The organism is Sphingobium abikonense NBRC 16140 (assembly GCF_001598335.1).
GTDB lineage: Bacteria > Pseudomonadota > Alphaproteobacteria > Sphingomonadales > Sphingomonadaceae > Sphingobium > Sphingobium abikonense.
Window position 1 is genome coordinate 16184 of record NZ_BCYT01000018.1, and the last position, 22929, is coordinate 39112.

Genomic DNA, 22929 nt, shown 5'->3' on the forward strand with positions numbered 1-22929 from the left:
AAAAAGCCGCAAATGATCCCTTATTTGGCGGTGACGCCTTCGGGCAGCACGATCGCCGACCAGCTTTTGGCAGGAACCAGATATTTGGCGGCAAGCGCTTGCAACTGCGCCGGCGTGACGCTCAGCATGTCCTTGCCCATCGTCTGCATGGCCTGGACATAGCGCGGATCATGTGTCGCCCCTTCCATCTGGTTCATCCAGAAGGCGTTGCCGGTACTCGCGCGCATCAGCAATTGCTGCATCGGTGCAACCGCGCGCTGAAGTTCATCCGCGCTGACGGGATTGGCCGCCAGATCGGCCGCCGTCGCCTTCACCGCATCGTAGAAATAGCTGATCCGGTCTGGCCGTACCTGGCTCGTGACCAATATATATCCGCCACTATCATAGGAAAAGGGCCAGTTATTCTGGACGCTGGGTGAATAGACCGCACCCTCCGTCGACCGCAGCTTGTCGAACAGGCGATCATTGAAGATCTGAGTCAGAATTTCCAGCTGGCGCCCCTCCTGCTGCAAGGCAAAGCCGCCAGCAGTGGGCCAGGCCATGACGGCGGCTGCCTGATCCTTGTCGCCCTTGTGTCGCAATACCACGGGCTTTTCGACATGGGCAGGAAAGCGCATCGCCTTGTTTGCGGCCGGGACCGGCGTGTCGGCCCGTGGGGGCAGTGCGCCAAATGTGGCGGCGACCGCCTTGATCGCATCATCGGCGTCGACATGCCCGAACAGCTGGATTTCGATCGGTCCCGAAGCCAGCACCGGCGCCCAGGTCGCGCGGAAGGCTTCCGGCGTCAGTGCATCAATCTCTGCGCGCGACGGCGTGCGGAAGCGCACATCCTTGTCATGCAGCAACCAGTTGAGATCGCGACCCATCACCGAGTCCGGTGCGCGGGACATGGCGTCATAGGCAACCATCGCACCAGTCTTGACCCGCGCGATCGGGGCCGGGTCCCAACCGGGCTTGGCCAGCTTGGCGGCAAACAGACGCAGTTGATCCTTATAGTCCGCCGGCCGCGTCACCGCCTGCATTTCAAAGGCGTCGTCGTCGGTGTCGAAATCCATTCCCATGCGGCGGCCGATCATCAGCTCGTCCAGCTCACTCTGGCCCAGATCGCCGATGCCGCTCGCCATCAGTGCATAGCCCCCGGCCCAGCTCGGCACCGGCTTCACCGGCGAAAAGGCCTGCTGACCATGGCCGAAACGAACATTGATCCGTACTTTTTCCGGTTCGGCGTCATTGGCGAACAGCACCAGCTTCACCCCGTTGGAGAAAGTGATCGTCTCCATGCTCGGCAAACCGACCTGCGTCCGCGATACCACTGTCCCCGGCGTACCCAGGTCGGGCAGGTCAGCCATCGTAACGGGCTTGTCCGAAAGCCGCGCGTCCGTGGCGGCCTTGACTGGCGCGGAAAGGGCAGCGGCCAGTCGCTCGTCCTGCCCCGGCTCGACCTTGCTCGTCACCAGCATTGCCCGGAACACCCCTGCGGAAAACAGACGCCGCGTGGAATCGAGAATCTTTTGCGGGGTCATCGCTGGTTTGCCGGCACGAAATATCTCCACCGCCGCCTGCGGGCTGACCGTTGTTTCGCGAATATCGACGGCGCTCACCAGGTCGGTCGCTTGCTTGGCTCCTGCTTCTGTCGGCGCGTTTTCGACTTGGATCGCAAGCGCGGTATCCATCTGCGCATATTCGCGGTCGATCTCTGCCTGGCTGGGCGGTGCGGCCTTGGCGTCCTCGATGATCGCCCGCACGTCGCGCAGGGCCTTTTGCCAGTCATCATTGCTGGGCATGATCGACACAAAGGTGCCGTCGGCGGACCGGCTGACATCCTGCTGCTCTACGCTGGCCTGCAGGAAGCTGCCACCGCTGCGGGCTGCCCGTTCCAACCGCCGGCTGACGATCTGCAACGCCAGCATGTCGGTCAGCTTGTCCTGGTTATAAACGATGGTGTCGGCATGCGGGGTCCAGGGCCGCAGCCAGGCCATGGTCAGGCTGACCGGCACGCCGGGTTCGACAAATACGCGCGTCGCTGGCGCCTTCGGATCGGGCGCGCCAAAGTCGGGGATGTTCTCGCCTTTTCCGGTCGGGCTCCAGCTGGCGAAATTACCATTGATCAGCTGTTCGGCAAGCGCCGGATCGATATCCCCCGAAATCGCGATCACGGTGTTTTCGGGCCGATACCAGCGTTGATGAAATGCTTCCATTTTCGCAGGGGTTGCGGCCTTCAGCGTCTCCACCGTGCCGATCGGCGCATGTTCGGCCAAGGGCTGTCCAGCAAAGAAATGCAGCCGGTTGGCGTCGGAAATGCGGCTTTGCGGGCCATCGCTCTCGCGCTTCTCGGCCAGCACCACCGCGCGTTCTGCATCGACCGATGTTTCGTTGATATTTGGCTCGGCCATCATGCCGGCCAATATCTTCATGCTTTCGCTCAGGCTGGCCTGCGTCGCCTGCGGCAGGTCCAGCGCATAGGTCGTGCCGGTGGGCGTTGTCTGGGCATTGCTGTCGCTGCCAAAGGTGACGCCCAGCCGCTGCCAGATACGTTTGGATTCACCATCGGGCACATGGCGCGACCCGCGCATGGTCAGATGCTCCATATAATGGGCGTAACCCTGCTCATCCTCGCGCTCCATGAGCGAACCGACGTCCACCCGCAGGCGGATCGATACCTGCCCCGGCGGAACGCCATTGCGCCGGACAGCATAGCGCAATCCGTTGGGCAGCGTGCCGAACCGCCATGCAGCGTCAATCGGCACATCGCTATTTTCATATAGCCATGGGCGAACCTGCGCCTTGCCCGCATCCTGATTGACCGGAGCTGCGGGCTGTTGCGCTGGCGCGGCCAGCGACTGCGGCGCGCCGGAAAGCAACAGGGAGAGGATGAGGAGCGAGGCAGCCGAACGGCGGGGGGAAAAACGCATAGGAGGACGAGCCTAGCGCCCTTTTCCTGAACCACCACTGACAAAATCAGGAAAGGGAGGCAACTGAGCGCCGCCTCCCTTTCTTTCATTGCTGTTTAGCGCGCGCCAGTCCGCTGCACCGCGCCCTTGTGCGCGCCGACCGCGCCGCGCCGACGCCGGCGGAATGGCTTTTTGGCGCCCGCACCATCCCCGTCACCCCGATGCGCCTTGTCGGGCGCGCCCCGCTGCGCTTTCTGCTGATCCTGATAGCGGCGCTGCCCTTCGGCGCGCTTGGCCTGCTGCGACGGGCTCTGGCTCGGCCCTTTGCGCTGTGGCGCGGGCTTGGGCAGGTTACGCACGGCCTCCAGGAAATTCTCCGGCAGCGGCGTCACGTCCAGCTTCACGCGCGTCGCACGCTCGATCGCCTTGAGATAGGGCCGCTCATCATCGGCGACGAAGCTGATCGCCACGCCTTCGGCTCCTGCCCGCGCCGTGCGGCCGATCCGGTGGACATATTGTTCGGGCACATTGGGGATTTCGAAGTTGATGACGTGGCTGACGCCCGACACATCGATACCGCGCGCGGCGATGTCGGTCGCGACCAGCAATTTGACCTTGCCTTGGCGAAACGCCTGCAAGGCGGTGGTGCGCTGGCCCTGGCTCTTATTGCCATGGATGGCGAAGGCGTCGATGCCTGCCCCTTCCAGAAAACGCACGACGCGATCGGCGCCATGTTTGGTGCGCGTGAAAATCAGCGCGCGATCAATATCCTCGGTTTTGAGCACGATGTGCAGCAACGCCTGCTTTTCCGCCTGATTGACGAAAGTCGCCTGCTGACGCACCCGCTCGGCCGTCGTGGATTGCGGGGCGACGCTGACCTTAACCGGATCGTTCAGAAACTGACCGGCCAGCGCCTCGATTTCCTTTGGCATGGTGGCGGAGAAAAAGAGGTTCTGCCGATCGGCCGGCAACAGCTTGGCAATGCGCTTCAACGGATGGATGAAGCCCATGTCCATCATCTGATCCGCTTCGTCGAGCACGAAGATTTCGGTATCCTTGATGGTGAAGCAGCGTTGATCGATAAGGTCCAGCAGGCGGCCCGGCGTCGCCACGACGATATCGACGCCCTGGCTCAGCGCCTTGATCTGGCGGTTGATCGGCACGCCGCCGAACACCGTTTCGACGCTCAACTTAAGGAAGCGGCCATAATCGCGGAAACTCTGCGCGATTTGCGCGGCCAGCTCGCGCGTCGGCGACAGCACCAGCATCCGGCAGCCGCGCACGGGCGTCGGCTTGGGATGGCGGGCGAAATAGTCCAGGCTGGGCAGTGCGAAGGCCGCCGTTTTGCCAGTGCCGGTCTGTGCAATGCCACACAGGTCACGGCCTTCCAGCAGGACCGGAACTGCCTTTTGCTGAATGGGCGTGGGGGACGTGTATTTTTTGGCGGCAAGCGCCTTCAGGATCGGCTCGGACAAGCCCAGATCGGTAAATTCCATGATAGTCTCACATATCGGCCAGCGCCGACCGTCCGTGACTGTCACAGAGAGGGCGCGAGGCGGGTTACGAAACGACCCGCGTGAAAAGGGAAGCCTCAAAGCTTGGCGCAGGCTGGTCATTGGCCGGTCCCTTGCCGCTCCTTAGGCGTCGGGGACGATCACGCTGCCAATCGCTATGGGCCTGTGAGAGCCGGTTGCTGCGCCGCAGCGCATATGCCGGCGTTACGGGCAAAAAGCAAGCGGCCACCCATCCGGTGGCCGCTCACGCAATATATATCGGATCAGAGCGAGACTTCGGCGTGCTTGCCCTTCATCTCCGAACGAACGTCTCCGCCGAACATCATCTTGAAAACGCCCTTAATCGACATTTCGGCGCGCCAGATTTCAGCGGTATTGAGGTCAAAGCGCAGCATCAGCAGATTGGGATCGTTACGCCCCTGCGGATACCAGGCCTCGACCTGCTTGGACCAATAGCGATCAATGATGGCAGGGTCGGTTTCCGGGGCCAATGTCCCGTCGATGCAGGCGAACAGATCATGGTCCTTGGATGCATATTGCGCCATGGCCGAACCAGCGGGGGCCAGACGATTATCCTTCGTTGTGTAGAACCAGAAGCAATGATTGGCCTCCGGGTCCAGCTGCGCGGTCATCGGCAGATTATGCTCCTGCGACCCTTGCAGGCCGACCATCAGAAAAGGGCTTTCCGACAATTCTTTCCAAAAGCGTTCGCGGATTTCCGTTTCGGTGCTCATCATCGCGTCTCCTTGCTATTTGCCACACTCAATCAACGGTCGCGGGCGAAGTTCCGACGGGTTGATCTTGGCGCGGCAAATCGCCACATGCGCGTAATGCTGATCGAGACTGAACCGACGCCTAATCCGGCGACCGTCAAATTCCTCCCCGGCCGCGTCGTCATGGGCGCTGGCACGCGGGATTTCGCGTCGCCTGAGGAAGCGGAAGCCTCGCCGCTTGCGAGTGCCCTCTTTACGTTGGGCGATGTTACCGGCGTCTTCTTCGGCGGCGACTTCATCTCCGTTACAATCGGCGAAGGATCCGACTGGCGCGACGTCAAGCCCGATGTCCTTTCGATCCTCCTTGAACATTTCTCGGCGAACATGCCGTTGTTTGCAGCGGGATCGGCTGGCGACATTCACGTCCCGGCCGATGAGGATGCGTTTGCGGAAAATCCTGAAGATGCCGAAATCGTCGATCAGATCCGCGAACTGATCGACACGCGCGTGCGGCCGGCCGTCGCCAACGATGGTGGTGACATCATCTATCGCGGCTTTGACAAGGGCACGGTGTACCTCAAGATGCAGGGCGCTTGCGCGGGCTGTCCTTCCTCTTCGGCTACGCTCAAGAACGGCATCGAACAGCTGCTCAAACATTATGTGCCCGAAGTCACCGAAGTGCGGGCGGTCTGATCCCATAAGCTTATTTGGCAAATCGACGCTGATCGACTAACCGCTACGCGACTCCGCATCTGGCGGACGCTGAACGGGAGTATTTCTTGCGCCTGCTGGTGATCGACACTGCGACACAGGCCCTGTCCGTGGCGTTGCTGGAGGATGGCACGCCGATCGGGCGCTTTCATGACATTGTCGGGCGCGGTCATGCCGAAGCATTGCTGCCGGCCATCGCCGCCCTGCCGGACGGAGGACGCGCCGATGCAATCGCGGTTGATGTCGGCCCGGGCAGCTTCACGGGCGTGCGGATCGGCATTGCGGCGGCGCGCGCCCTGGCACTGGCCTGGAACGTTCCGCTTCACGGCTTCAGCGCGCCGTCTATTATCGCTGCGCAGGCGGCGATCGACCATGGCGACGGCCCCTTGATCGTGACGATCACCGGCGGTCATGGCGAATTATTCTGGCAAGGCTTTAGTGCTGATGGCCGCACGGAGCATGGCGCCATCCGTTCGACCCCGATTGCGGAGCTGGCGCGTCACATCGACGCCCCTGTCATCTATGGAACCGGCGCCGAAACGCTGGTGACCGAACGCGGCACCGGCACCGCGATCACCCTTTATCCCGACGCCTCCGCATGGCCGTTGATTGAAACGCTCCCCGGCCTGCCGCCCTCCCCCATTTATGGTCGCGGAGCGGACGCGAAGACGATGGCGGAGAGGGCCTTGCCATGATGCCCGGACTTTCCCTCGACCTGCACGAAGGCGCTGATCGCAATGCCATGGCCGACACGATGGACGTGATGACCGCTGCCTTCGACCCGACCTTTGGCGAAGCCTGGACGCTGCCGCAATTGGCGGGCGTGATGATCATGCCCGGCACTTGGTTGACGGTCGCGCGGCTGGATGCGTCACCGCTGGGATTTGCGCTGGTGCGGTCGGTTCTGGATGAATGCGAACTGCTGTTGCTGGCGGTCGCGCCGCTGTGGCGTGGGCGCGGCATCGGTGAAACGTTGCTGCGGGAAACTCTACGCACCGCGCGGCGACGCGGGATCACTTCCATGAATCTTGAAGTGCGCGCGACAAATAACGCCATTCAACTCTATGAGAAGATTGGCTTCGAATATGTGCATCGCCGTCCAGGTTATTATCGCGGCAATGATGGTCAATTATATGACGCCTTAAGTTTTCGCATCGATATGGCCCTCTGAAGCAATATCCGGTTGCACAAACCCGTCGCGAACATTAGGCGACGCAATACCGCTCCTGAAAAATATTCCGTCGGGCGGGTCGCATCACTGTATAAATTGGCAGGAAACAGGACCATGGAAACCGAATCCGCGCAGAACGAACTGCTTATCACGCTGACGTCCGATATTGTTGCCGCGCATGTCTCCAACAATAGCGTTGCGGTGTCCGATGTATCGACGCTGATCCAGAATGTTCATGCCGCCCTGTCTGCACTGAACCAGCCGGTCGAAGCGCCTGAAGTCCGCCCCGAACCCGCCGTGTCGGTGCGCGCGTCGATCAAGCCCGACTACATCGTGTGCCTGGAGGACGGCAAGAAGCTCAAGATGCTCAAGCGCCACCTGATGACGCATTATCAGATGACGCCCGAAGACTATCGCGCCAAGTGGAACCTGCCCGCTGACTATCCGATGGTCGCGCCCAATTATGCCGAACAGCGCCGCAATCTGGCGAAGAAGATTGGCCTGGGCACCAAGCGTCGGCGCACCCGCGGCAAGTAATCGCGGCATCAAGCGCTACTTTTTCTGGAAAGGGGCGTGTCGGCCGATGCGCCCCTTTCCCGCATGGGCAAAAGCCGCTAGGCTTGGTCCGACTTTTCGCCTGAATCCACTAAGCGAGCCTGCATGAACCGCAAAATCGACGTCGAAGCCCTGTGTCATGAAAAGGGGCTGCGCATCACAGAGCAGCGCCGGGTGATCGCCCAGGTGCTGAGCGATGCGTCCGATCATCCCGATGTCGAGGAACTGCACAAACGCTCCGCCACGATTGATCCTGGCATTTCCATCGCCACCGTCTATCGCACCGTACGCCTGTTCGAAGAAGCCGGCATTCTGGAACGCCATGACTTCGGTGATGGCCGCGCCCGTTATGAGGCCGCGCCGGAATCGCACCACGACCATTTGATCGACGTCGAAACCGGCAATGTGATCGAATTCGTCGATCCGGAGCTGGAACAGCTGCAAAAGCAGATCGCGGAAAAGCTCGGCTTCCGGCTGGTCGATCACCGGATGGAGTTGTACGGCGTCGCACTCGACCGCAAAAACTGACGGGCTGGCGCCCTTGCGCTGCGCAGGGCGGCTAGTCCTGCTCGCCAGCGTCCTGCTGCTGTGCCTCATTCCCCATCTGGGATGGCGACTGGCCAGACGTCGTTCGCCCTGGCCCTCCCGGTTTCTGGGTCTAGCGGCGTGCGCCATCGGCGCACGCGTCATTCTGGAAGGTCGCCCGGCCCAAGGTGACATCTTCCTGCTCGCCAACCATGTCAGCTGGATCGACATTCTCGCGCTTGGCGGCGCCACAGGCGCGGCTTTCGTGTCGAAGGATGGCGTAGCGCGCTGGCCGATCGTCGGCTGGCTGGCGGCGCAGAATAACACCGTCTTCGTCTCGCGCGAACGGCGCGGCGGCTTGTTGGGGCAGATGGCTGCGCTCCGGTCAGCCTTGACGGGGCATCAGCCGGTCACGCTTTTTCCGGAAGGCACGACGGGCGATGGCGAGACGCTTCTACCGTTCAAACCCACATTGCTCGCGACATTGTTCCCGCCACCACGCCCCGTGATAATCCAGCCGGTGCATATAGATTATGGTGCTGCGGTCGGAGATATCGCATGGGTGGGGGATGAACCGGCCGTTGGCAACGTGCTGCGCATCCTGCGACGCAAGGGCAGATTGCCGGTCACGATCCGGTTCCTCTCACCCTTCGATCCCGCTACCTGTGCGAACCGCAAGGCGATGGCAGCGCTGGCGCGGGACCGGATCGCCGCCAGCATGGCCGCGCATCACCGCTCTTCCGCTCCCCCCTTGCCGCCTGTATAGCTGGATCGCATGAATCGTAACGACGCCCCCCGAAATCCTGCCACGACCGCGCCAGCGACCTTCCACGTCAAATCCTTCGGTTGCCAGATGAACATCTATGATGGCGAGCGCATGGCAGAAATGCTGGGCACGCAGGGCATGACCCCGGCTGCCGAAGGGGCTGAGGCCGATCTCGTCATCCTCAACACCTGCCACATCCGCGAAAAGGCGGTGGACAAGGTCTATTCCGACATCGGCCGCCTGACGCGCGACGATGGCAGCCGCCCGATGATCGCCGTCGCCGGATGCGTCGCGCAGGCCGAAGGCAGCGAAATTCAACGCCGCGCGCGCAATGTAGACATCGTGGTGGGGCCGCAGGCCTATCATCGCCTGCCTCACCTTATCGACAAGGTCGGCCGGGGCGAAGCGGCGGTGGATACGGACATGCCAGCCGCCTCGAAATTCGGCGCGCTTCCTGCGCGCACCAAACAGGCCCGCCCCACGGCCTTTCTCACCATCATGGAAGGGTGCGACAAATTCTGCACCTATTGCGTGGTCCCCTATACGCGCGGCGCGGAAATCAGCAGATCCTGGAGCGCGATTGTCGATGAAGCCAAGGCGCTGGTCGATGGCGGCGCGCGCGAGATCACTTTGCTCGGCCAGAATGTGAACGCCTGGACCGGGGATGATGACAAGGGGCGCGCGCAGGGCATGGACGGGCTGGTCCGCGAGCTGGCGAAAATTCCGGACTTGCGGCGCATCCGCTACACGACCAGCCATCCCAATGACATGAGCGATGGACTGATCGCGGCGCATGGCGAAATCGACAAGCTGATGCCCTTCCTGCATCTGCCGGTACAGGCGGGCAATGACCGCATTCTCAAGGCGATGAATCGCAGCCACAGCGCCGACAGCTATCTGCGCATCATTGAAAGGGTGCGGCAGGCGCGACCCGACATCGCCATTTCCGGCGACTTCATCGTCGGCTTCCCCGGTGAAACGGATGCCGAATTCGAAGATACGCTGCGCATCGTCGAGCAAGTGCGCTATGCCCAATGCTACAGCTTCAAATATAGCCCCCGCCCAGGCACGCCGGCCGCCGACATGGATCACCAGATCGCCGCCGAAGTCATGGATGAACGGCTCGCGCGGCTTCAGGCGGTGCTCAACCGCCAGCAAGCCGCATTCAACGCCGCGACCGTGGGCCGCACCACACAGATTCTGCTGGAGCGCAAGGGCCGGCACCCCGGTCAGCTCATCGGCAAATCACCTTGGCTCCAGTCGGTAGTCGTGACCGCGCCGGAGCTTGAGATCGGCGATTTTGTGGACGTCGACATTATCAGCGCCGGCCCGAACAGCCTGGCTGGCGAAACAGTGAGGAGGAAGGCCGCTTGAACCATCGCACCGTCGTTCCCGCGCAGGCGGGAACCCATCGCCACGCCGCTCCGCTCAATGCATGGTCTGGACGATGGATGCCCCTGTTTGCGGGCATGGCCAAGCAAGGGAGAGGCTGACCTATGTCGAAAAAACCGCACCACAGCCCTCGCCCCGACATCGCCGAGCGCGCGCGTCTGGAAGTTACTTTCGAAAAGCCGCATCTGCTGGGCACATTATTCGGGCAATATGACCAGAATCTGGTCGCGATCGAAAATCGCCTTGGCGTCTACATCGCCGCGCGCGGCAACAAGCTCCAGATCGAGGGCGAGGCTGAAGCCGCCGCCCGCGCGCGCGACGTCATGACCGGCCTCTACAACCGCATCGTCGCGGGGCAGGAAATCGATTCGGGCGCGGTCGAGGCGGTCATCGCCATGTCAGCCGAACCGACGCTCGACGGCATCATCCGCCATGACGTCGCCGAACCGCCCAAGGTGATGATCCGCACGCGCAAGAAGACGATCGTGCCGCGATCAGCGACGCAGGTCACCTATATGGAGGCGCTGACCCGCAACGACATCATCTTCGCGCTCGGGCCGGCAGGCACGGGCAAGACCTATCTGGCCGTCGCGCAGGCGGTCAGCCAGCTCATCACCGGCAGCGTCGATCGTCTGATCCTGTCCCGCCCGGCCGTGGAAGCGGGCGAGCGGCTGGGCTTTCTGCCCGGAGACATGAAGGACAAGGTCGACCCCTATCTGCGCCCCATCTATGACGCGCTTTATGACACGCTGCCGGCCGAACAGGTCGAACGGCGCATCGCCAGCGGAGAAATTGAAATCGCGCCGCTCGCCTTCATGCGCGGTCGCACGCTCGCCAATGCCTTCATCGTGCTGGACGAGGCGCAGAACACCACCATCGCCCAGATGAAGATGTTCCTCACCCGCTTTGGTGAGGGCAGCCGCATGGTCATCTGCGGCGACCCCAAACAGGTCGACCTGCCGCAACCGGGAATTTCCGGTCTGGCGGACGCGGTCGCCCGCCTGCATGGCGTGGACGGCATCGCCATGGTGCCCTTCGGCGTGGGCGACGTGGTGCGACACCCTGTCGTCGGTCGCATCGTCCAGGCCTATGAAGGGCCGGACGCATGATCGAGGTTGCGCTGCTGCATGACCAGGGCTGGCCACAGGGCGATTGGGAAATGATTGCCCAGCGGGCTGTAGCGGCGGCCATTTCGCACAGCCCCTATGCCGCCTTCGCCACCGACGCGACGCTGTATGAAATCGCGGTCAAGCTGACCTCCGACGATGAAGTACACGGCCTCAATCGCGCCTATCGGGACAAGGACAAACCTACCAACGTCCTGTCTTTCCCGATGGTGCAGGATGATCTGCTCCAGGCAACGGCCAATACCGACGATGGCGAGGTGCTTTTGGGCGACATCGTTTTGGCCGAAGGCGTCTGCGTCGCCGAAGCGGCCGACAAGGGCATCAGCATGGTCGACCATGCCACCCATCTCATCGTCCACGGCACTTTTCATCTGCTGGGATATGACCATATGAACGACGCGGAAGCCGAAGCCATGGAGGCGCTGGAAGTTTCGGCGCTGGCATCGCTGGGCTTGGCCGACCCCTATGGGGATCGCGACGATATTAAATGAGGCGTTTTTCATGCAAGCCGGCTAAGGCCGCATATGCACCGCTTCAAACAGGGGAATAGGACGACCGATGGCTGAAGGCAGCCCCAAGGATGGCAACGCTTCGAAGGAAGCGGACAGTAGTAACGAGGGCGGCCTATGGAGCGGCATCAAGTCGCTGCTGTTCGGTGAGAATGCGGAAACCAGCCTGCGCAGGGAACTGGAGGAAGCGCTCGACGAATATGACGAGGAAGACCAGAAAGATCATCCTCCGGTAAAGGGCGACCTGTCCGCCATCGAACGGCAGATGCTGCGCAACCTGCTGCATTTCTCCGAACATACGGTCGACGATGTCGCGGTGCCCCGCGCCGATATTATCGCGATCGAGGAAAAGGCCAGTTTTGCCGACCTGGCCGCCCTGTTCGCGGAAGCCGGCCACAGCCGCATTCCTGTCTATCGCGAAAATCTCGACACGATCGTGGGCATGATTCACATTCGCGACGCCTTTGCCATTCTGGCCGGCAAGGCGCCGGCGCCTGAAACGCTGGCCCCGCTGATCCGCCAGCCGCTTTACGTGCCCGAAAGCATGGGCGCGCTGGATCTACTCGCCGAAATGCGCGCCAAGCGCACCCATCTCGCCATCGTGCTGGACGAATATTCGGGCACTGAAGGGCTGCTGACGTTCGAGGATCTGGTCGAGGAAATTGTCGGCGACGTCGAGGATGAGCATGACGATGCGCCCGAAGCGATGCTGGTGCCGCTGGACGATGGGCTGTGGGACGCCGATGCGCGCGCCGAACTCGAAGACGTTGCCGAAGAGATTGACGCGCGTCTTGGCGATGTGGAGGAAGATGTTGACACGCTGGGGGGCCTCGCCTTCGTGCTGGCCGGCCGCGTCCCGGAAGTGGGAGAGATATTGGAGCATGCGGAAAGCGGGTGGAAGCTTGAAATTACCGCAAGCGACAGCCGGCGCGTGACGCGCTTGCGCCTCCATCCGCCTGTGGCTCTAGAGCCAGAAGCGGAATAACAATCTCGGCCGGCGTTACGCATCGTTGAAAATCCAGTCACATTGCGAGACGGTCGCGAAATATTAAGCGGTCGCGGCTACCTCTCTGCCCATGCGGAATGAACGTCAGCGATTTTCAGGTCTGGACCGCGCGGACATGCTGTTCGCGGCGCCCTGGAGCGGGACGGAAAAGCTGTCGCTCGTGCTCCTTTGCCTGCTCACGCTCTTTTTAGCTGTCATCACGCCGCCTTTTCAGGCGCCGGACGAGAACCAGCATTATATGAAGGCATTGGCGGTTCGGCAGGGGGACATGCTGACCAAGCAGCTCGGCCCGGCCATCGGTACGGACCTGCCGCGCGCCGCGCTGGATATTCATCGCATCGACTTTCCGACGGATGTTCCCGCGACGTCACGACTGTTTCGTGCGGATCAGTTGCGTAGGAGCGCGTCTGCTGACGCTGGGCGCGCCGGTTCCGACTTCGCCGATTTCCCCAATGTCGCCAGCTATGCGCCTACCCTTTATCTGCCGGGCGCAATCGGTCTGGCGGCGGGCAAGGGCCTCGGCCTGTCATCGCTCGGCGCCTTCTATGCCGGACGCGTCGTCAATGCCCTGACCGGTCTTGTCCTGTTGATCGCGGCGTTGCGATTGCTGCCCTTCGGCCGCAACGCGATGCTGGCAACGGCTTTGCTACCGACCTTCGCCTATCAGACCGGATCGCTCTCTCCCGATGCGGTCATCAACGGCCTGGGCTTCATCGGCCTTGCTCTTGCCCTACGCGTTGGGTTCATGGGGTCGGCGCCGGCTCGCTCGGCTGGGCTACTCCTCACCGGACCGCTGCTCGCCCTTTGCAAGGGCGTCTATCTGCCGATCATGGCCGCTGGCCTGCGCTGGCCGACGCGCCGCGATCCCCGCCTGTGGCTGATCCTCTGCGCGATGGCCCTGGGCGCGATCGCCTTCCTGGCCTGGATGCACTATTCCGGCGGCAGCCAAGCGCTCTACCATATTCAGTCGCGCAAGACCGGCGAAACGATGATGACCGCGCCGCTGCGCGATCAACTCGCCACAATCCTCGCCTCGCCGCTCGGCTATGTCCATATCCTCGTCACCAGCATCATCGAACGCATGCCCGTCTATGCGCTGCAGATCGTCGGACGGTTCGGCTGGAACGCCATTCTCCTGCCCTTGCTTGCCTATCCGCTCGCGGCATTGATGCTGGCCGCTGGCGTCGCAACGGGCACAGGCGCGCGCTTTGGCCTGGGGCAACGCGTCTGGTGGGTTGCTGTCGCGCTCGGCGTCGCGCTTCTCATCGAAACCGCGATGTATCTCACCGGCACGCCGCTCGGCGCGGATTATATTCAAGGGACGCAGGGCCGCTATTTCCTGCCCGTGCTGCCGCTGGTCCTGATCGCCCTGTCGCCGGCACGCGCCATCGCCGGCGCGCAAAGGCTGTTCGCGTGGACGGCGATTCCCTTATCGCTGATCGCCGCCGCCACCGCCTTCGACAGTTTCTGGGTCCACGGCTTTATCACCAGCGATGGAATGCCTCCGCACGGCAGCGTCTTGCGTGCGTTGCTGCTCCCCTCCCCGCGCTGGTAGCCAGATCGCGCAGAAGGCCAGCCAGCCCAGTCCCTCGATCCAGCCGGCCAGTACGTCGCTTGGCCAGTGAACGCCGAGCCAGACGCGGCTGACCCCGATCAGCAAGATTGCGACGGCCGCGCCCCAATAAGCGCCACGCCGGCCAGCCAGCATCGCCAGCGCGCCGAAGAACATCATATTCCCCGCCGAATGGCCGCTGGGGAAACTATATGTGTGGACGATATCGAGATGCGGCAACAGGTCGGGCCGCGGCGCGGCAAAAACCTGCTTCAATGCGAGGTTGAGCAATGTTCCCCCTGCCATCATAGCTGCCAGCCACATCGCGGACCGCCGATAACCAGCCCAGATGAGCGGTGCCAGCACCACCGCCAGCAGCGTGATACGCCCCAATGTGCCGCCGATGGCGGACGCCAGCCGCATCACCATTGTTACCTTGCCGCCAAGCGCGGTGTCTCGCCCTTCGCCCGCCAGCGTCATCAGCCCGACATTGATTCCGTCCAGCCATCCGAAACGCTGCGCGAACGCGATCAACAACACGCAAAAAAGCGCGAGAGCCAAAGCTCCCGCGCCTTTTGTCACTGATCGCCGGTCAGATATGAAGCGCGCGCCCATAGGCCGCGAGCACGCTTTCATGCATCGATTCCGAAATGGTCGGATGCGGGAAGACCGTGTGCATCAGTTCCGCCTCGGTCGTCTCCAGCGTCTTGCCGATGGTGTAGCCCTGGATCATCTCGGTCACTTCCGCGCCGATCATGTGTGCGCCCAGCAATTCGCCAGTCTTGGCATCGAATACTGTCTTGGTGAAGCCTTCCGCTTCGCCCAGCGCGATCGCCTTGCCATTGCCGATGAAGGGGAACATGCCGACCTTCACCTCATAGCCCGCTTCCTTGGCCTTGGCTTCGGTCAGGCCCACGCTGGCGATCTGCGGGTGGCAATAAGTGCAGCCAGGGATGTTGCGCGCGTCCATGGCGTGGGGATGCTTGCCCGCAATGGCTTCGGCCGCAATCACGCCCTCATGGCTCGCCTTATGCGCCAGCCAAGGCGGCGCGGTGATGTCGCCGATCGCCCACAGCCCCTCGACATTGGTGCGGCACATGTCGTCGGTCTTCAGGAACCCGCGATCGTCCATAGCGACGCCCAGTTCCTTGAGGCCAATGTCGGCGGTGTTGGGGACGATGCCGATGGCGACGATCACATGGCTGAACTCAGCGACGCTTTCCTTGCCGGCCTTGTCCTTCAGCTTGGCGCTGACGCCCTTGTCCGTCACCTTGACGTCGCTGACGCCCGCGCCGGTCATGATCGTCATGCCCTGCTTTTTAAGCGCCTTTTCAAGGAAAGCCGACACATCGGCATCCTCGACCGGGACGATGCGGTCCATCATTTCGACGACCGTCACGTCCGCGCCCATGTCATTATAGAAGCTGGCAAATTCGATACCGATCGCGCCCGATCCGATGACCAGCAGCTTGGTCGGCATTTCGGGCGGCGTCATTGCATGGCGATAGGTCCATACCCGCTTGCCATCGGCCGGCGTGCCCGGAAGGTCGCGCGCCCGCGCGCCGGTCGCCAGGATGATGTTCTTGGCGGTAAGTTCCTCGGTCTTGCCGTCCTTGGTGACGGAAAGCTTGCGAGTTTTGTCTGAAGCTTGGCCGGTCATTTTGCCATCGCCCATATGCACGGCGATCTTGTTCTTCTTCATCAGGTGGGTGACACCCTGATTCAGCTGCTTGGCAACGCCGCGCGAACGCTTGACCACGGCGGCAATGTCGGCGCTGATCTTTTCAGCCGCTAGGCCGTAATCGCCGGCATGCTGCATATAATGGTAGATTTCCGCGGAGCGCAGCAGTGCCTTGGTGGGAATGCAGCCCCAGTTGAGGCAGATGCCGCCCAGATTTTCGCGCTCCACGATCGCGACTTTCAAGCCCAGCTGCGCCGCGCGGATCGCGGCGACATAGCCGCCAGGGCCGGAGCCCAGAACGATGAGATCGTAATTCTCAGCCATGATGTCTTCTCTCTATTCTGCCGGAAGCGGCGGCACGGATCGGGGCTGGCGATCTTCGCCGATCGCCACGAAGGTGAAGGTTGCGCGAGTCACGCGGTAACTACGGTCGTCATGGCGGGTTCGGCGCCACGCTTCTACGTCAATCTTCATGGACGTGCGCCCAACGGATTTCAGGGTTGCGAAGACCGAAACCTCGTCACCGACGACCACCGGACGCAGGAATGTCATCCCCTCCACCGCGATGGTGACGGCGCGTCCATGACTATGACGCGCCGCGACCGACCCGGCGGCCGAGTCCATCAGGCTCATCAACCAGCCGCCGAAAATATCCCCATAGGGATTGGTGTCGGCGGGCATGGCGATGATGCGCACAGCCGGACTCGCCTCGGGCGGCTGTTCGTCGGGATGCCCCATCAGGCGAGCAGGCCCATCGGATTTTCGATCAGTTCCTTGAACACCTGCATCAGGCGCGCGCCATCGGCGCCGTCGATGGCGCGGTGATCGAAGCTGCCCGTGGCCGACATGACCGTTGCGATCTGAACGGCGTCATCGACAATATAGGGACGCTTTTCGCCGGCGCCGATCGCCATGATCATGCCCTGAGGCGGATTGATGACCGCCTCGAACTGCTTGATCCCGAACATGCCCATGTTCGACAGCGACGCCGTGCCGCCCTGATATTCTTCGGGCTTGAGCTTCCCGTCCTTCGCTCGCGAAGCCAAGTCCTTCATCGCCGTCGAAATGGCGGCTACACCCTTGCTGTCCGCTTCCGTGATGATGGGCGTGATGAGGCCGCCGGGGATGGAGACCGCAACCGAAATGTCGGCGCGCTTAAATTGCAGCATCTGGTCGCCGGCGAACTGCACATTGCATTCGGGCACCTGCACCAGCGCGACGCCCAGCGCCTTGATCAGCAGGTCGTTGACCGACAGCTTGACCTTGCGGCTCTCCAGACCCGCGTTCATCTCCGCCCGCAGCTTGAGCAGCTTGTCGAGCTGGATATCCACGGTGAGGTAGATGTGCGGCACCTGCTGTTTGGATTCGGTCAGGCGGCGCGCGATGGTCTTGCGCATGCCATTGAGCTTGATGACCTCGTGCGGGATGCCGAAATCCTGCGCAGCGGGCGAAGCGGCGGGCGCGGGTGCCGGGGCAGCCGGCGCAGCTGTGGTGGGCGAAGCCGCCGACGCGGCTCGTGCAGCCGTATCGCCCGGCGTGGCCGCGTCGATGTCCGCCTTGATAATACGGCCATTGGTGCCGCTGCCCTTGACGCTGCTCAGGTCGATGCCTTTCGCTTCGGCCAGGCGGCGTGCCAGCGGGCTCGCCTTGACGCGATCACCCGAAGCGGTTGTAGCGGCCGGGGCTGGCTTTTCCGACATGGGTTCGCTCTTGGGCGCCGGGCTCTCGTCCGCTTTCTTCGGCGCCTCCTCGGCCTTTTGATCTTCGGCCTTTTGCGCGGGTGCATCCGATCCACCGGCCGCCGCGGCGCTCACATCCTCGCCTTCTTCGGCAATGATCGCGATCACGGTGCCGACCTTCACGCCTTCGCTGCCTTCCGACACCAGGATCTTGGCGATGACGCCTTCATCCACCGCTTCGAATTCCATCGTCGCCTTATCGGTTTCGATCTCCGCCAGCAGGTCGCCCGACGATACGGTGTCGCCTTCCTTCACCAGCCATTTGGCCAGCGTGCCTTCCTCCATCGTGGGGGAAAGGGCGGGCATCTGGATTTTCTTGCTCATGCGTGCGGGGCCTCTTCTGGATTATCCGGCGGTCGCCATTTGCCGCCGTGTTTCCACCCATTCGCCGGATCGGTCAAGCAGCGGGTTGCAGAGCGGGCATTTATCCCCCACATTTCACCGGACTGGTTCGTTGCGGTCTTATTCCCGACCGTCACGGCCGAAAGTTCGATGCGGGGCGCTCAAATTATGCGGACATATCTGGTTGTTGTAGACGAATCGCCGGAGGCAGAGACAGCCCTCCGCTTCGCCGCCCGGCGCGCAGCCAAGACCGGCGGCGCGGTGCGCATTTTGGCGTTGATCCCGCCAGCAGAATTTGTCCAATGGGGTGGCGTTCAGGCCACGATGGAGGATGAAGCGCTGCAACGCGCCGAAGCACTAGTGACGAGCGCGGCCGGCACGCTCAGCGACGAATCCGGCATTCGACCCAGCATCACCGTGCGGCAGGGGGACGCCGTCACGGTCGTGCGCAAGACGCTGGAGGAAATGGAAGATGTCGCCGCTCTGGTCCTCGGCGCGGCGGCCATGGGCAACCCTGGCAAGCTCGTCAGCCATTTTGCAGGTGCGGACGCCGGCAAGCTGCCCTGCCCGATCATGGTCATCCCCGGCGGCCTGGACAGCGAAGCCATCGACCGGCTGAGCTAAACGCGAAAGTCGCTCTTTATAGCGTGTCGAGAATCGAGAGCACCGGTCAATCTGCACCTGAAACTCAGGCAGGTCATTTCCGATGCTTCCCCCGCTTCCCGCCGATATGGCGGATATTGGCTGGACGCCCCCGTTTGATGCCCGGTCGAGTGCGATCGCGCTTCATCGGCGCGCCGCGCGGTGCCGGGCTATCGGGCAATTCGAAGCGCAACGACCCGTTGATCGGGTCCGCGTCCGCCAGTCGCAACTCCAGCCGCTGTCCCACCGTATAGCGGTCGCCACTCTCCACCCCCTGCAACGCTCGGCCGGCCTCGTCGTAAAAGAAATGCTCGGCCCCCATGGTCGACACCGGCACCAGCCCGTCGCCGCCCAATCCCTCGACCGTGGCGAAGAAGCCGAAATTCTGCACCCCGGTAATGCGCGCAGGCATGACTTCCCCGACATGCGCGGCCAGATAGGCGGCGACATAGCGATCGATCGTCTCCCGCTCGGCCTCCATCGCGCGCCGCTCATAGCCCGAAATCATCTCGCCCACGCGCCCCATATTCTCATAATCGTCCTGGCTGAGCGACGAACGATCCGGCACGTCCCTGCCCTTGGGCACCGGAAGGTCCAGCCCGTATGCACCGACCAGCGCCCGGTGGACCAGAAGGTCGGCGTAGCGCCGAATGGGCGAGGTGAAATGCGCATAGCTGCCCAGCGCCAGCCCGAAATGCCCCATATTCTGCGGCGCATAATAGGCCTGGGTCTGGCTGCGCAGGATCATCTCCATGATCTGCGGCTTCTCCTCCGCCTCACCGATCTTCGCGATCAGCTGGTTGAAGGTGAAAGGCTTCACCACCTGCCCCAGCGCGAAGCCGATGTCGAAAGTCGCCAGATAATCCTTCAATGCGACCAGCTTGTCGCGGCTCGGCGGTTCATGAACGCGGTACATGACCGGCGCCTTTTTCTGTTCCAGCGCCTTGGCCGCCGCGACATTGGCGGCGATCATATAATCCTCGATCAGCATATGCGCGTCCAGCCGCTCGCGCACCGCCACGCTCACGATCTTGCCCGCCTCGTCCAGCACGACCCGCCGTTCCGGCAGGTCCAGCGCCAGCGGATCGCGCGCCTTGCGCGCCTTTTGCAGCAAGGCCCAGCACGCCCAGAGCGGCTTCAAGGCCGGCTCCAGCAGGGCATTGTCCTTTGTCCCGTCTATGGCCGCCTGCGCATCCTCATAGGCCAGCACCGCCGCCACCCGGATCACCGCGCGGGTAAAGCGCCACGCCGTCACCTTGCCCTGCGCGTTGATCGTCAGATGGCACGCCATCGCCGCCCGGTCCTCGCCCGCGCGTAGCGAGCACATATCGGACGACAATTGATGCGGCAGCATCGGTACGACCAGATCGGGGAAATAGACGCTGTTGCCGCGCTTGCGCGCTTCCTTGTCCAGCGCGCTGCCGGGGCGGACATAATAGCTCACGTCCGCAATCGCGACGATTGCCTTATATCCGCCCGGATTGCCCTCGTCCTCGTCGGGCGCGGCCCAGACCGCATCGTCATGGTCGCGCGCATCGACCGGGTCAATCGCCACGATCGGCAGGTGACGCAAATCCTCGCGCTTGTCCTCATGCAGCGGCAGGGCCGCGACGGTCAGCGCATCATCCTCCACCCGGTCGGGAAAGACGTGGGGAATGCCATGTTTGTGAATGGCGATCAGGCTGAAGCTGCGCGGCGCAAAGGGATCGCCCAATATATCCGTCACCCGCGCGGCCATGCGCGGCGGCCGGCCATGCGGCTCGGCCAGCACCAGGTCGCCGGGACGCGCATTGCCAGAATCGCTGATCAGCGTGTCCTTGCGAATACGCTTGTCGACCGGACGCAGCCACAGCTTGCCGTCGGCCATTTCCTCGACCACGCCCAGCAATTCCTCGCTCGCTTTCGCAAGCTTTTTCATCGGATGCGCGATCCAGCCGCGACCCGCTTCCTCGGTCCGAGCCAAAACCCGGTCGCCAATGGTCAGCGCGGACTGCCGTGTTTTGGGCTTGCCCCGCTCGACGATGCGCAATCGGGGCGCGGGCTGGCCTTCCGCTTCCCATTTTTCCGGAGTTGCGATCAGCGTCGTGTCGTCCACATCGACGATGCGCAGCACCGTCACCTTGGGCACACCCCCCATCTTGTGAAAGGCGCGGGCCGGACCAATGTCGATCAGCCCTTCATCGGCCATGTCCTTGAGCAGAGCCTTGAGCGCAATCTTTTCCTGCCCCTTGAGACCGAACGCCTTGGCGATCTCCCGCTTTCCCGCCGGCGTATCGGCTTCGGCGATGAAATCCATCACCTGCTGACGCGTGGGCAGGCCGGCAGGACGGACCTTGGCGGGTTTTTTCTGTTTCTGGTTGGAAGCCATCTTTCTGCTATAGGCATCCCCGCCCCCGCGCGCCAGTGTCGCACCAGCACCCGGCGGGCGCTTGCGAATGTTCCCTTATTGTTCTAACTTACCGTCATGGCGGCGGAAAAGGGCAGAGGCGCGACACTGAACGGTGAAAGCCGCCGCTTCGCCCTGCCCGAACGCCAGGTCGATGGCGACTGGCTCGACATGGCCGAAGCGATCGACGGTGCGCTGCCGCGGCTGCGCACCCAGGTCGCCGTGGAACATCCCCGCACGATCATCGCTCGCAACTCGTCGCCCGACATCGCCTTCTCGCAATCGATAAACGCCTATCGGGGCTGCGAACATGGCTGCATCTATTGTTTCGCGCGGCCGACCCACGCCTATCTGGACCTCTCGCCGGGACTGGATTTCGAAAGCAAGCTCTTTGCCAAGCCCGATGCCGCAGCCCTGCTGCGCAAGGAACTGGGGGAGCGAAACTATGTCGTCAGCCCCATCGCCATGGGCACCAATACCGATCCCTATCAGCCGATCGAGAAAGACTGGCGCATCACGCGACAAGTGCTGGAGGTGCTGGTCGAAACCCGCCATCCGACCTTCATCACCACCAAATCGGACCGCATCCTGCACGATATCGACTTGCTTGCCGATCTGGCGCGCGACAATCTGGTCGCGGTGATGATTTCGGTGACGACGCTCGATCCCAAGGTCGCCCGGACGCTGGAGCCGCGCGCGGCCCATCCCGAAAAACGGCTGGCCGCCATCGCCCGGCTGGCGGCAGCAGGCGTGCCGGTGTCCGCCAACATGTCGCCGATCATCCCCGCCATCAACGACCATGAGATTGAGAGCGTCGTCGCCCGTGTCGCCGCCGCCGGCGCGCGCGACATAAGCTATATCCTCGTCCGCCTGCCCCACGAGGTGGCCCCCCTGTTCCGCGCCTGGCTGGACGAACATCATCCGGACCGCGCCGCAAAGGTCATGGCGATCATCCGCGACCTGCGCGGCGGCCGCGACAACGACCCCAATTTCGGCAGCCGGATGAAAGGGCAAGGCGTCTGGGCCGACCTCATCCGCTCGCGGTTCGTCAAGGCACGGCGCAAGGCGGGTCTGAGCGGCGAAAAGCTGGCGCTGCGCTCCGACCTGTTTCGCCCGCCCGAAGGCGCGCAGATGCGGCTGTTTTGATGGCGAATGAGAGGCGCAGGATAACAAGTAGCGACCAAACGCAACATCCTTCCGCCATCCCTGTGCGGTTGGGGTCGTCTTTTCTCATGGTCGTTGAGAAGAGGTTAGAGGATCGTTTTCTGACCGCGGGTATATGACCGAAACGGGTGGGAAGCGGACGGCCTGCTGTTGGATCGGACAATCCCTAAAGCGGACTCCCGCGGACTTCTATTCGTCCTTCAATCTCGACCATGGCTGACCCTTGGCTATGCGGGTAGCGCTCCATCCCGGAGGAAACCTTACCGATGTCGACTATCGGCATTTGCCACAAAGAGAGAGAACGGCAAAACTGTTCGTCAGCGCCTCGCCCTACGGCGACCAAGAACACCGAGTTCAAGTGCCACCCCAGCCCAGTAAGCAAGGATCATTACGAGCAGCAGTCGCCTGTAGTCGGGGCGCAACCAGCCAAATGCCTCGGCCGCCATGAAGGCGGTTCCCACCCAGATCGCGATAAAGAATATCGTGATGTGGGTGACGCTGAATAGGGCATCTAGCAAACGCTTCATGATCGTTACCTAGCAT

General features: G+C 62.6%; 21 protein-coding genes and 1 pseudogene. 13 read left to right on the top strand and 9 right to left on the bottom strand.

Going from position 1 to position 22929, the window contains the following annotated elements; translation table 11 throughout:
• Positions 1–20: 20 nt before the first annotated feature.
• The 3 genes from SAB01S_RS15195 to SAB01S_RS15205 form a co-directional block, all read right to left on the bottom strand.
• A complete protein-coding gene (locus SAB01S_RS15195) occupies positions 21–2912 on the bottom strand; it encodes a M16 family metallopeptidase (RefSeq protein WP_062734038.1) in 2892 nt (963 codons plus the stop codon).
• A gap of 95 nt (positions 2913–3007) precedes the next feature.
• Positions 3008–4387, bottom strand: a complete 1380-nt coding sequence (locus tag SAB01S_RS15200; RefSeq protein WP_062734039.1) for a DEAD/DEAH box helicase — start codon at positions 4385–4387, stop codon at positions 3008–3010.
• Positions 4388–4668: 281 nt separating this feature from the next.
• The gene (locus tag SAB01S_RS15205) at positions 4669–5139 is read right to left on the bottom strand and encodes a pyridoxamine 5'-phosphate oxidase family protein (protein WP_062734092.1); all 471 of its coding nucleotides are present in this window, start codon (positions 5137–5139) and stop codon (positions 4669–4671) included.
• Positions 5140–5235: 96 nt separating this feature from the next.
• Here SAB01S_RS15205 and SAB01S_RS15210 point away from each other — a divergent pair, with 96 nt between their 5' ends.
• From SAB01S_RS15210 to SAB01S_RS18880, 11 genes are all read left to right on the top strand, one after another.
• On the top strand, positions 5236–5811 hold the full coding sequence (locus tag SAB01S_RS15210) for a NifU family protein (protein ID WP_062734041.1): 576 nt from the start codon (positions 5236–5238) through the stop codon (positions 5809–5811).
• Between the two features lie 86 nt (positions 5812–5897).
• Positions 5898–6524 (top strand): tRNA (adenosine(37)-N6)-threonylcarbamoyltransferase complex dimerization subunit type 1 TsaB, encoded by a 627-nt coding sequence (tsaB, locus tag SAB01S_RS15215; protein ID WP_062734042.1) that lies wholly within the window; start codon positions 5898–5900, stop codon positions 6522–6524.
• Entirely contained in the window at positions 6521–7000 is a 480-nt protein-coding gene (locus SAB01S_RS15220) for a GNAT family N-acetyltransferase (RefSeq protein ID WP_021224961.1), read from the top strand. The genes tsaB and SAB01S_RS15220 overlap by 4 nt, the downstream gene beginning before the upstream one ends.
• A 114-nt stretch (positions 7001–7114) precedes the next feature.
• A complete protein-coding gene (locus SAB01S_RS15225; protein WP_021224960.1) occupies positions 7115–7537 on the top strand; it encodes a Ros/MucR family transcriptional regulator in 423 nt (140 codons plus the stop codon).
• A 123-nt stretch (positions 7538–7660) separates the two neighbouring features.
• Positions 7661–8083 (top strand): Fur family transcriptional regulator, encoded by a 423-nt coding sequence (locus tag SAB01S_RS15230; RefSeq protein ID WP_009821873.1) that lies wholly within the window; start codon positions 7661–7663, stop codon positions 8081–8083.
• A gap of 4 nt (positions 8084–8087) precedes the next feature.
• Complete coding sequence (locus SAB01S_RS15235) at positions 8088–8846, top strand: lysophospholipid acyltransferase family protein (protein WP_062734043.1); 759 nt, start codon at positions 8088–8090, stop codon at positions 8844–8846.
• A gap of 9 nt (positions 8847–8855) precedes the next feature.
• Positions 8856–10220: a tRNA (N6-isopentenyl adenosine(37)-C2)-methylthiotransferase MiaB gene (gene miaB / locus SAB01S_RS15240; protein WP_062734045.1), complete on the top strand. Its 1365-nt coding sequence runs from the start codon at positions 8856–8858 to the stop codon at positions 10218–10220.
• A 122-nt stretch (positions 10221–10342) separates the two neighbouring features.
• Positions 10343–11347: a PhoH family protein gene (locus tag SAB01S_RS15245; protein ID WP_021224957.1), complete on the top strand. Its 1005-nt coding sequence runs from the start codon at positions 10343–10345 to the stop codon at positions 11345–11347.
• Positions 11344–11856 carry an rRNA maturation RNase YbeY gene (gene ybeY / locus SAB01S_RS15250; RefSeq protein WP_062734046.1) on the top strand — a complete coding sequence of 171 codons (513 nt, stop codon included), beginning with the start codon at positions 11344–11346 and terminating at the stop codon, positions 11854–11856. Before SAB01S_RS15245 ends, ybeY begins: the two co-directional genes overlap by 4 nt.
• 67 nt (positions 11857–11923) lie before the next feature.
• Positions 11924–12859 (top strand): hemolysin family protein, encoded by a 936-nt coding sequence (locus SAB01S_RS15255; protein WP_062734048.1) that lies wholly within the window; start codon positions 11924–11926, stop codon positions 12857–12859.
• Positions 12860–12950: 91 nt separating this feature from the next.
• Positions 12951–14435, top strand: coding sequence for a DUF2142 domain-containing protein (locus tag SAB01S_RS18880; protein ID WP_062734050.1), 1485 nt, complete (start codon positions 12951–12953; stop codon positions 14433–14435).
• Between the two features lie 51 nt (positions 14436–14486).
• On the opposite strand, the pseudogene SAB01S_RS18195 reads toward SAB01S_RS18880, so the two are convergent.
• The 4 genes and pseudogenes from SAB01S_RS18195 to SAB01S_RS15275 form a co-directional block, all read right to left on the bottom strand.
• A pseudogene (locus tag SAB01S_RS18195) lies at positions 14487–15068 on the bottom strand (phosphatase PAP2 family protein); the annotation flags it as partial.
• The gene (gene lpdA, locus SAB01S_RS15265; protein ID WP_062734052.1) at positions 15025–16437 is read right to left on the bottom strand and encodes a dihydrolipoyl dehydrogenase; all 1413 of its coding nucleotides are present in this window, start codon (positions 16435–16437) and stop codon (positions 15025–15027) included. The pseudogene SAB01S_RS18195 and the gene lpdA, both read right to left, overlap by 44 nt.
• A 12-nt stretch (positions 16438–16449) precedes the next feature.
• Positions 16450–16851 carry an acyl-CoA thioesterase gene (locus tag SAB01S_RS15270; protein ID WP_009821884.1) on the bottom strand — a complete coding sequence of 134 codons (402 nt, stop codon included), beginning with the start codon at positions 16849–16851 and terminating at the stop codon, positions 16450–16452.
• The gene (locus tag SAB01S_RS15275; RefSeq protein ID WP_062734054.1) at positions 16851–18176 is read right to left on the bottom strand and encodes a pyruvate dehydrogenase complex dihydrolipoamide acetyltransferase; all 1326 of its coding nucleotides are present in this window, start codon (positions 18174–18176) and stop codon (positions 16851–16853) included. Before SAB01S_RS15275 ends, SAB01S_RS15270 begins: the two co-directional genes overlap by 1 nt.
• Positions 18177–18362: 186 nt before the next feature.
• On the opposite strand from SAB01S_RS15275, the gene SAB01S_RS15280 reads away from it, so the two are divergent.
• A complete protein-coding gene (locus tag SAB01S_RS15280; RefSeq protein ID WP_021224590.1) occupies positions 18363–18818 on the top strand; it encodes a universal stress protein in 456 nt (151 codons plus the stop codon).
• Between the two features lie 73 nt (positions 18819–18891).
• Here SAB01S_RS15280 and rnr read toward each other — a convergent pair whose 3' ends face one another.
• Positions 18892–21204, bottom strand: a complete 2313-nt coding sequence (gene rnr / locus SAB01S_RS15285; protein WP_062734056.1) for a ribonuclease R — start codon at positions 21202–21204, stop codon at positions 18892–18894.
• 96 nt (positions 21205–21300) lie between these two features.
• Between rnr and SAB01S_RS15290 the strand changes: the two genes are divergently transcribed.
• Positions 21301–22368: a PA0069 family radical SAM protein gene (locus tag SAB01S_RS15290; RefSeq protein WP_062734057.1), complete on the top strand. Its 1068-nt coding sequence runs from the start codon at positions 21301–21303 to the stop codon at positions 22366–22368.
• A 335-nt stretch (positions 22369–22703) separates the two neighbouring features.
• Here the strand turns inward: SAB01S_RS15290 and SAB01S_RS15295 are convergent, their stop codons facing one another.
• Positions 22704–22913, bottom strand: coding sequence for a hypothetical protein (locus SAB01S_RS15295; protein WP_062734059.1), 210 nt, complete (start codon positions 22911–22913; stop codon positions 22704–22706).
• Between the last annotated feature and the right edge of the window lie 16 nt (positions 22914–22929).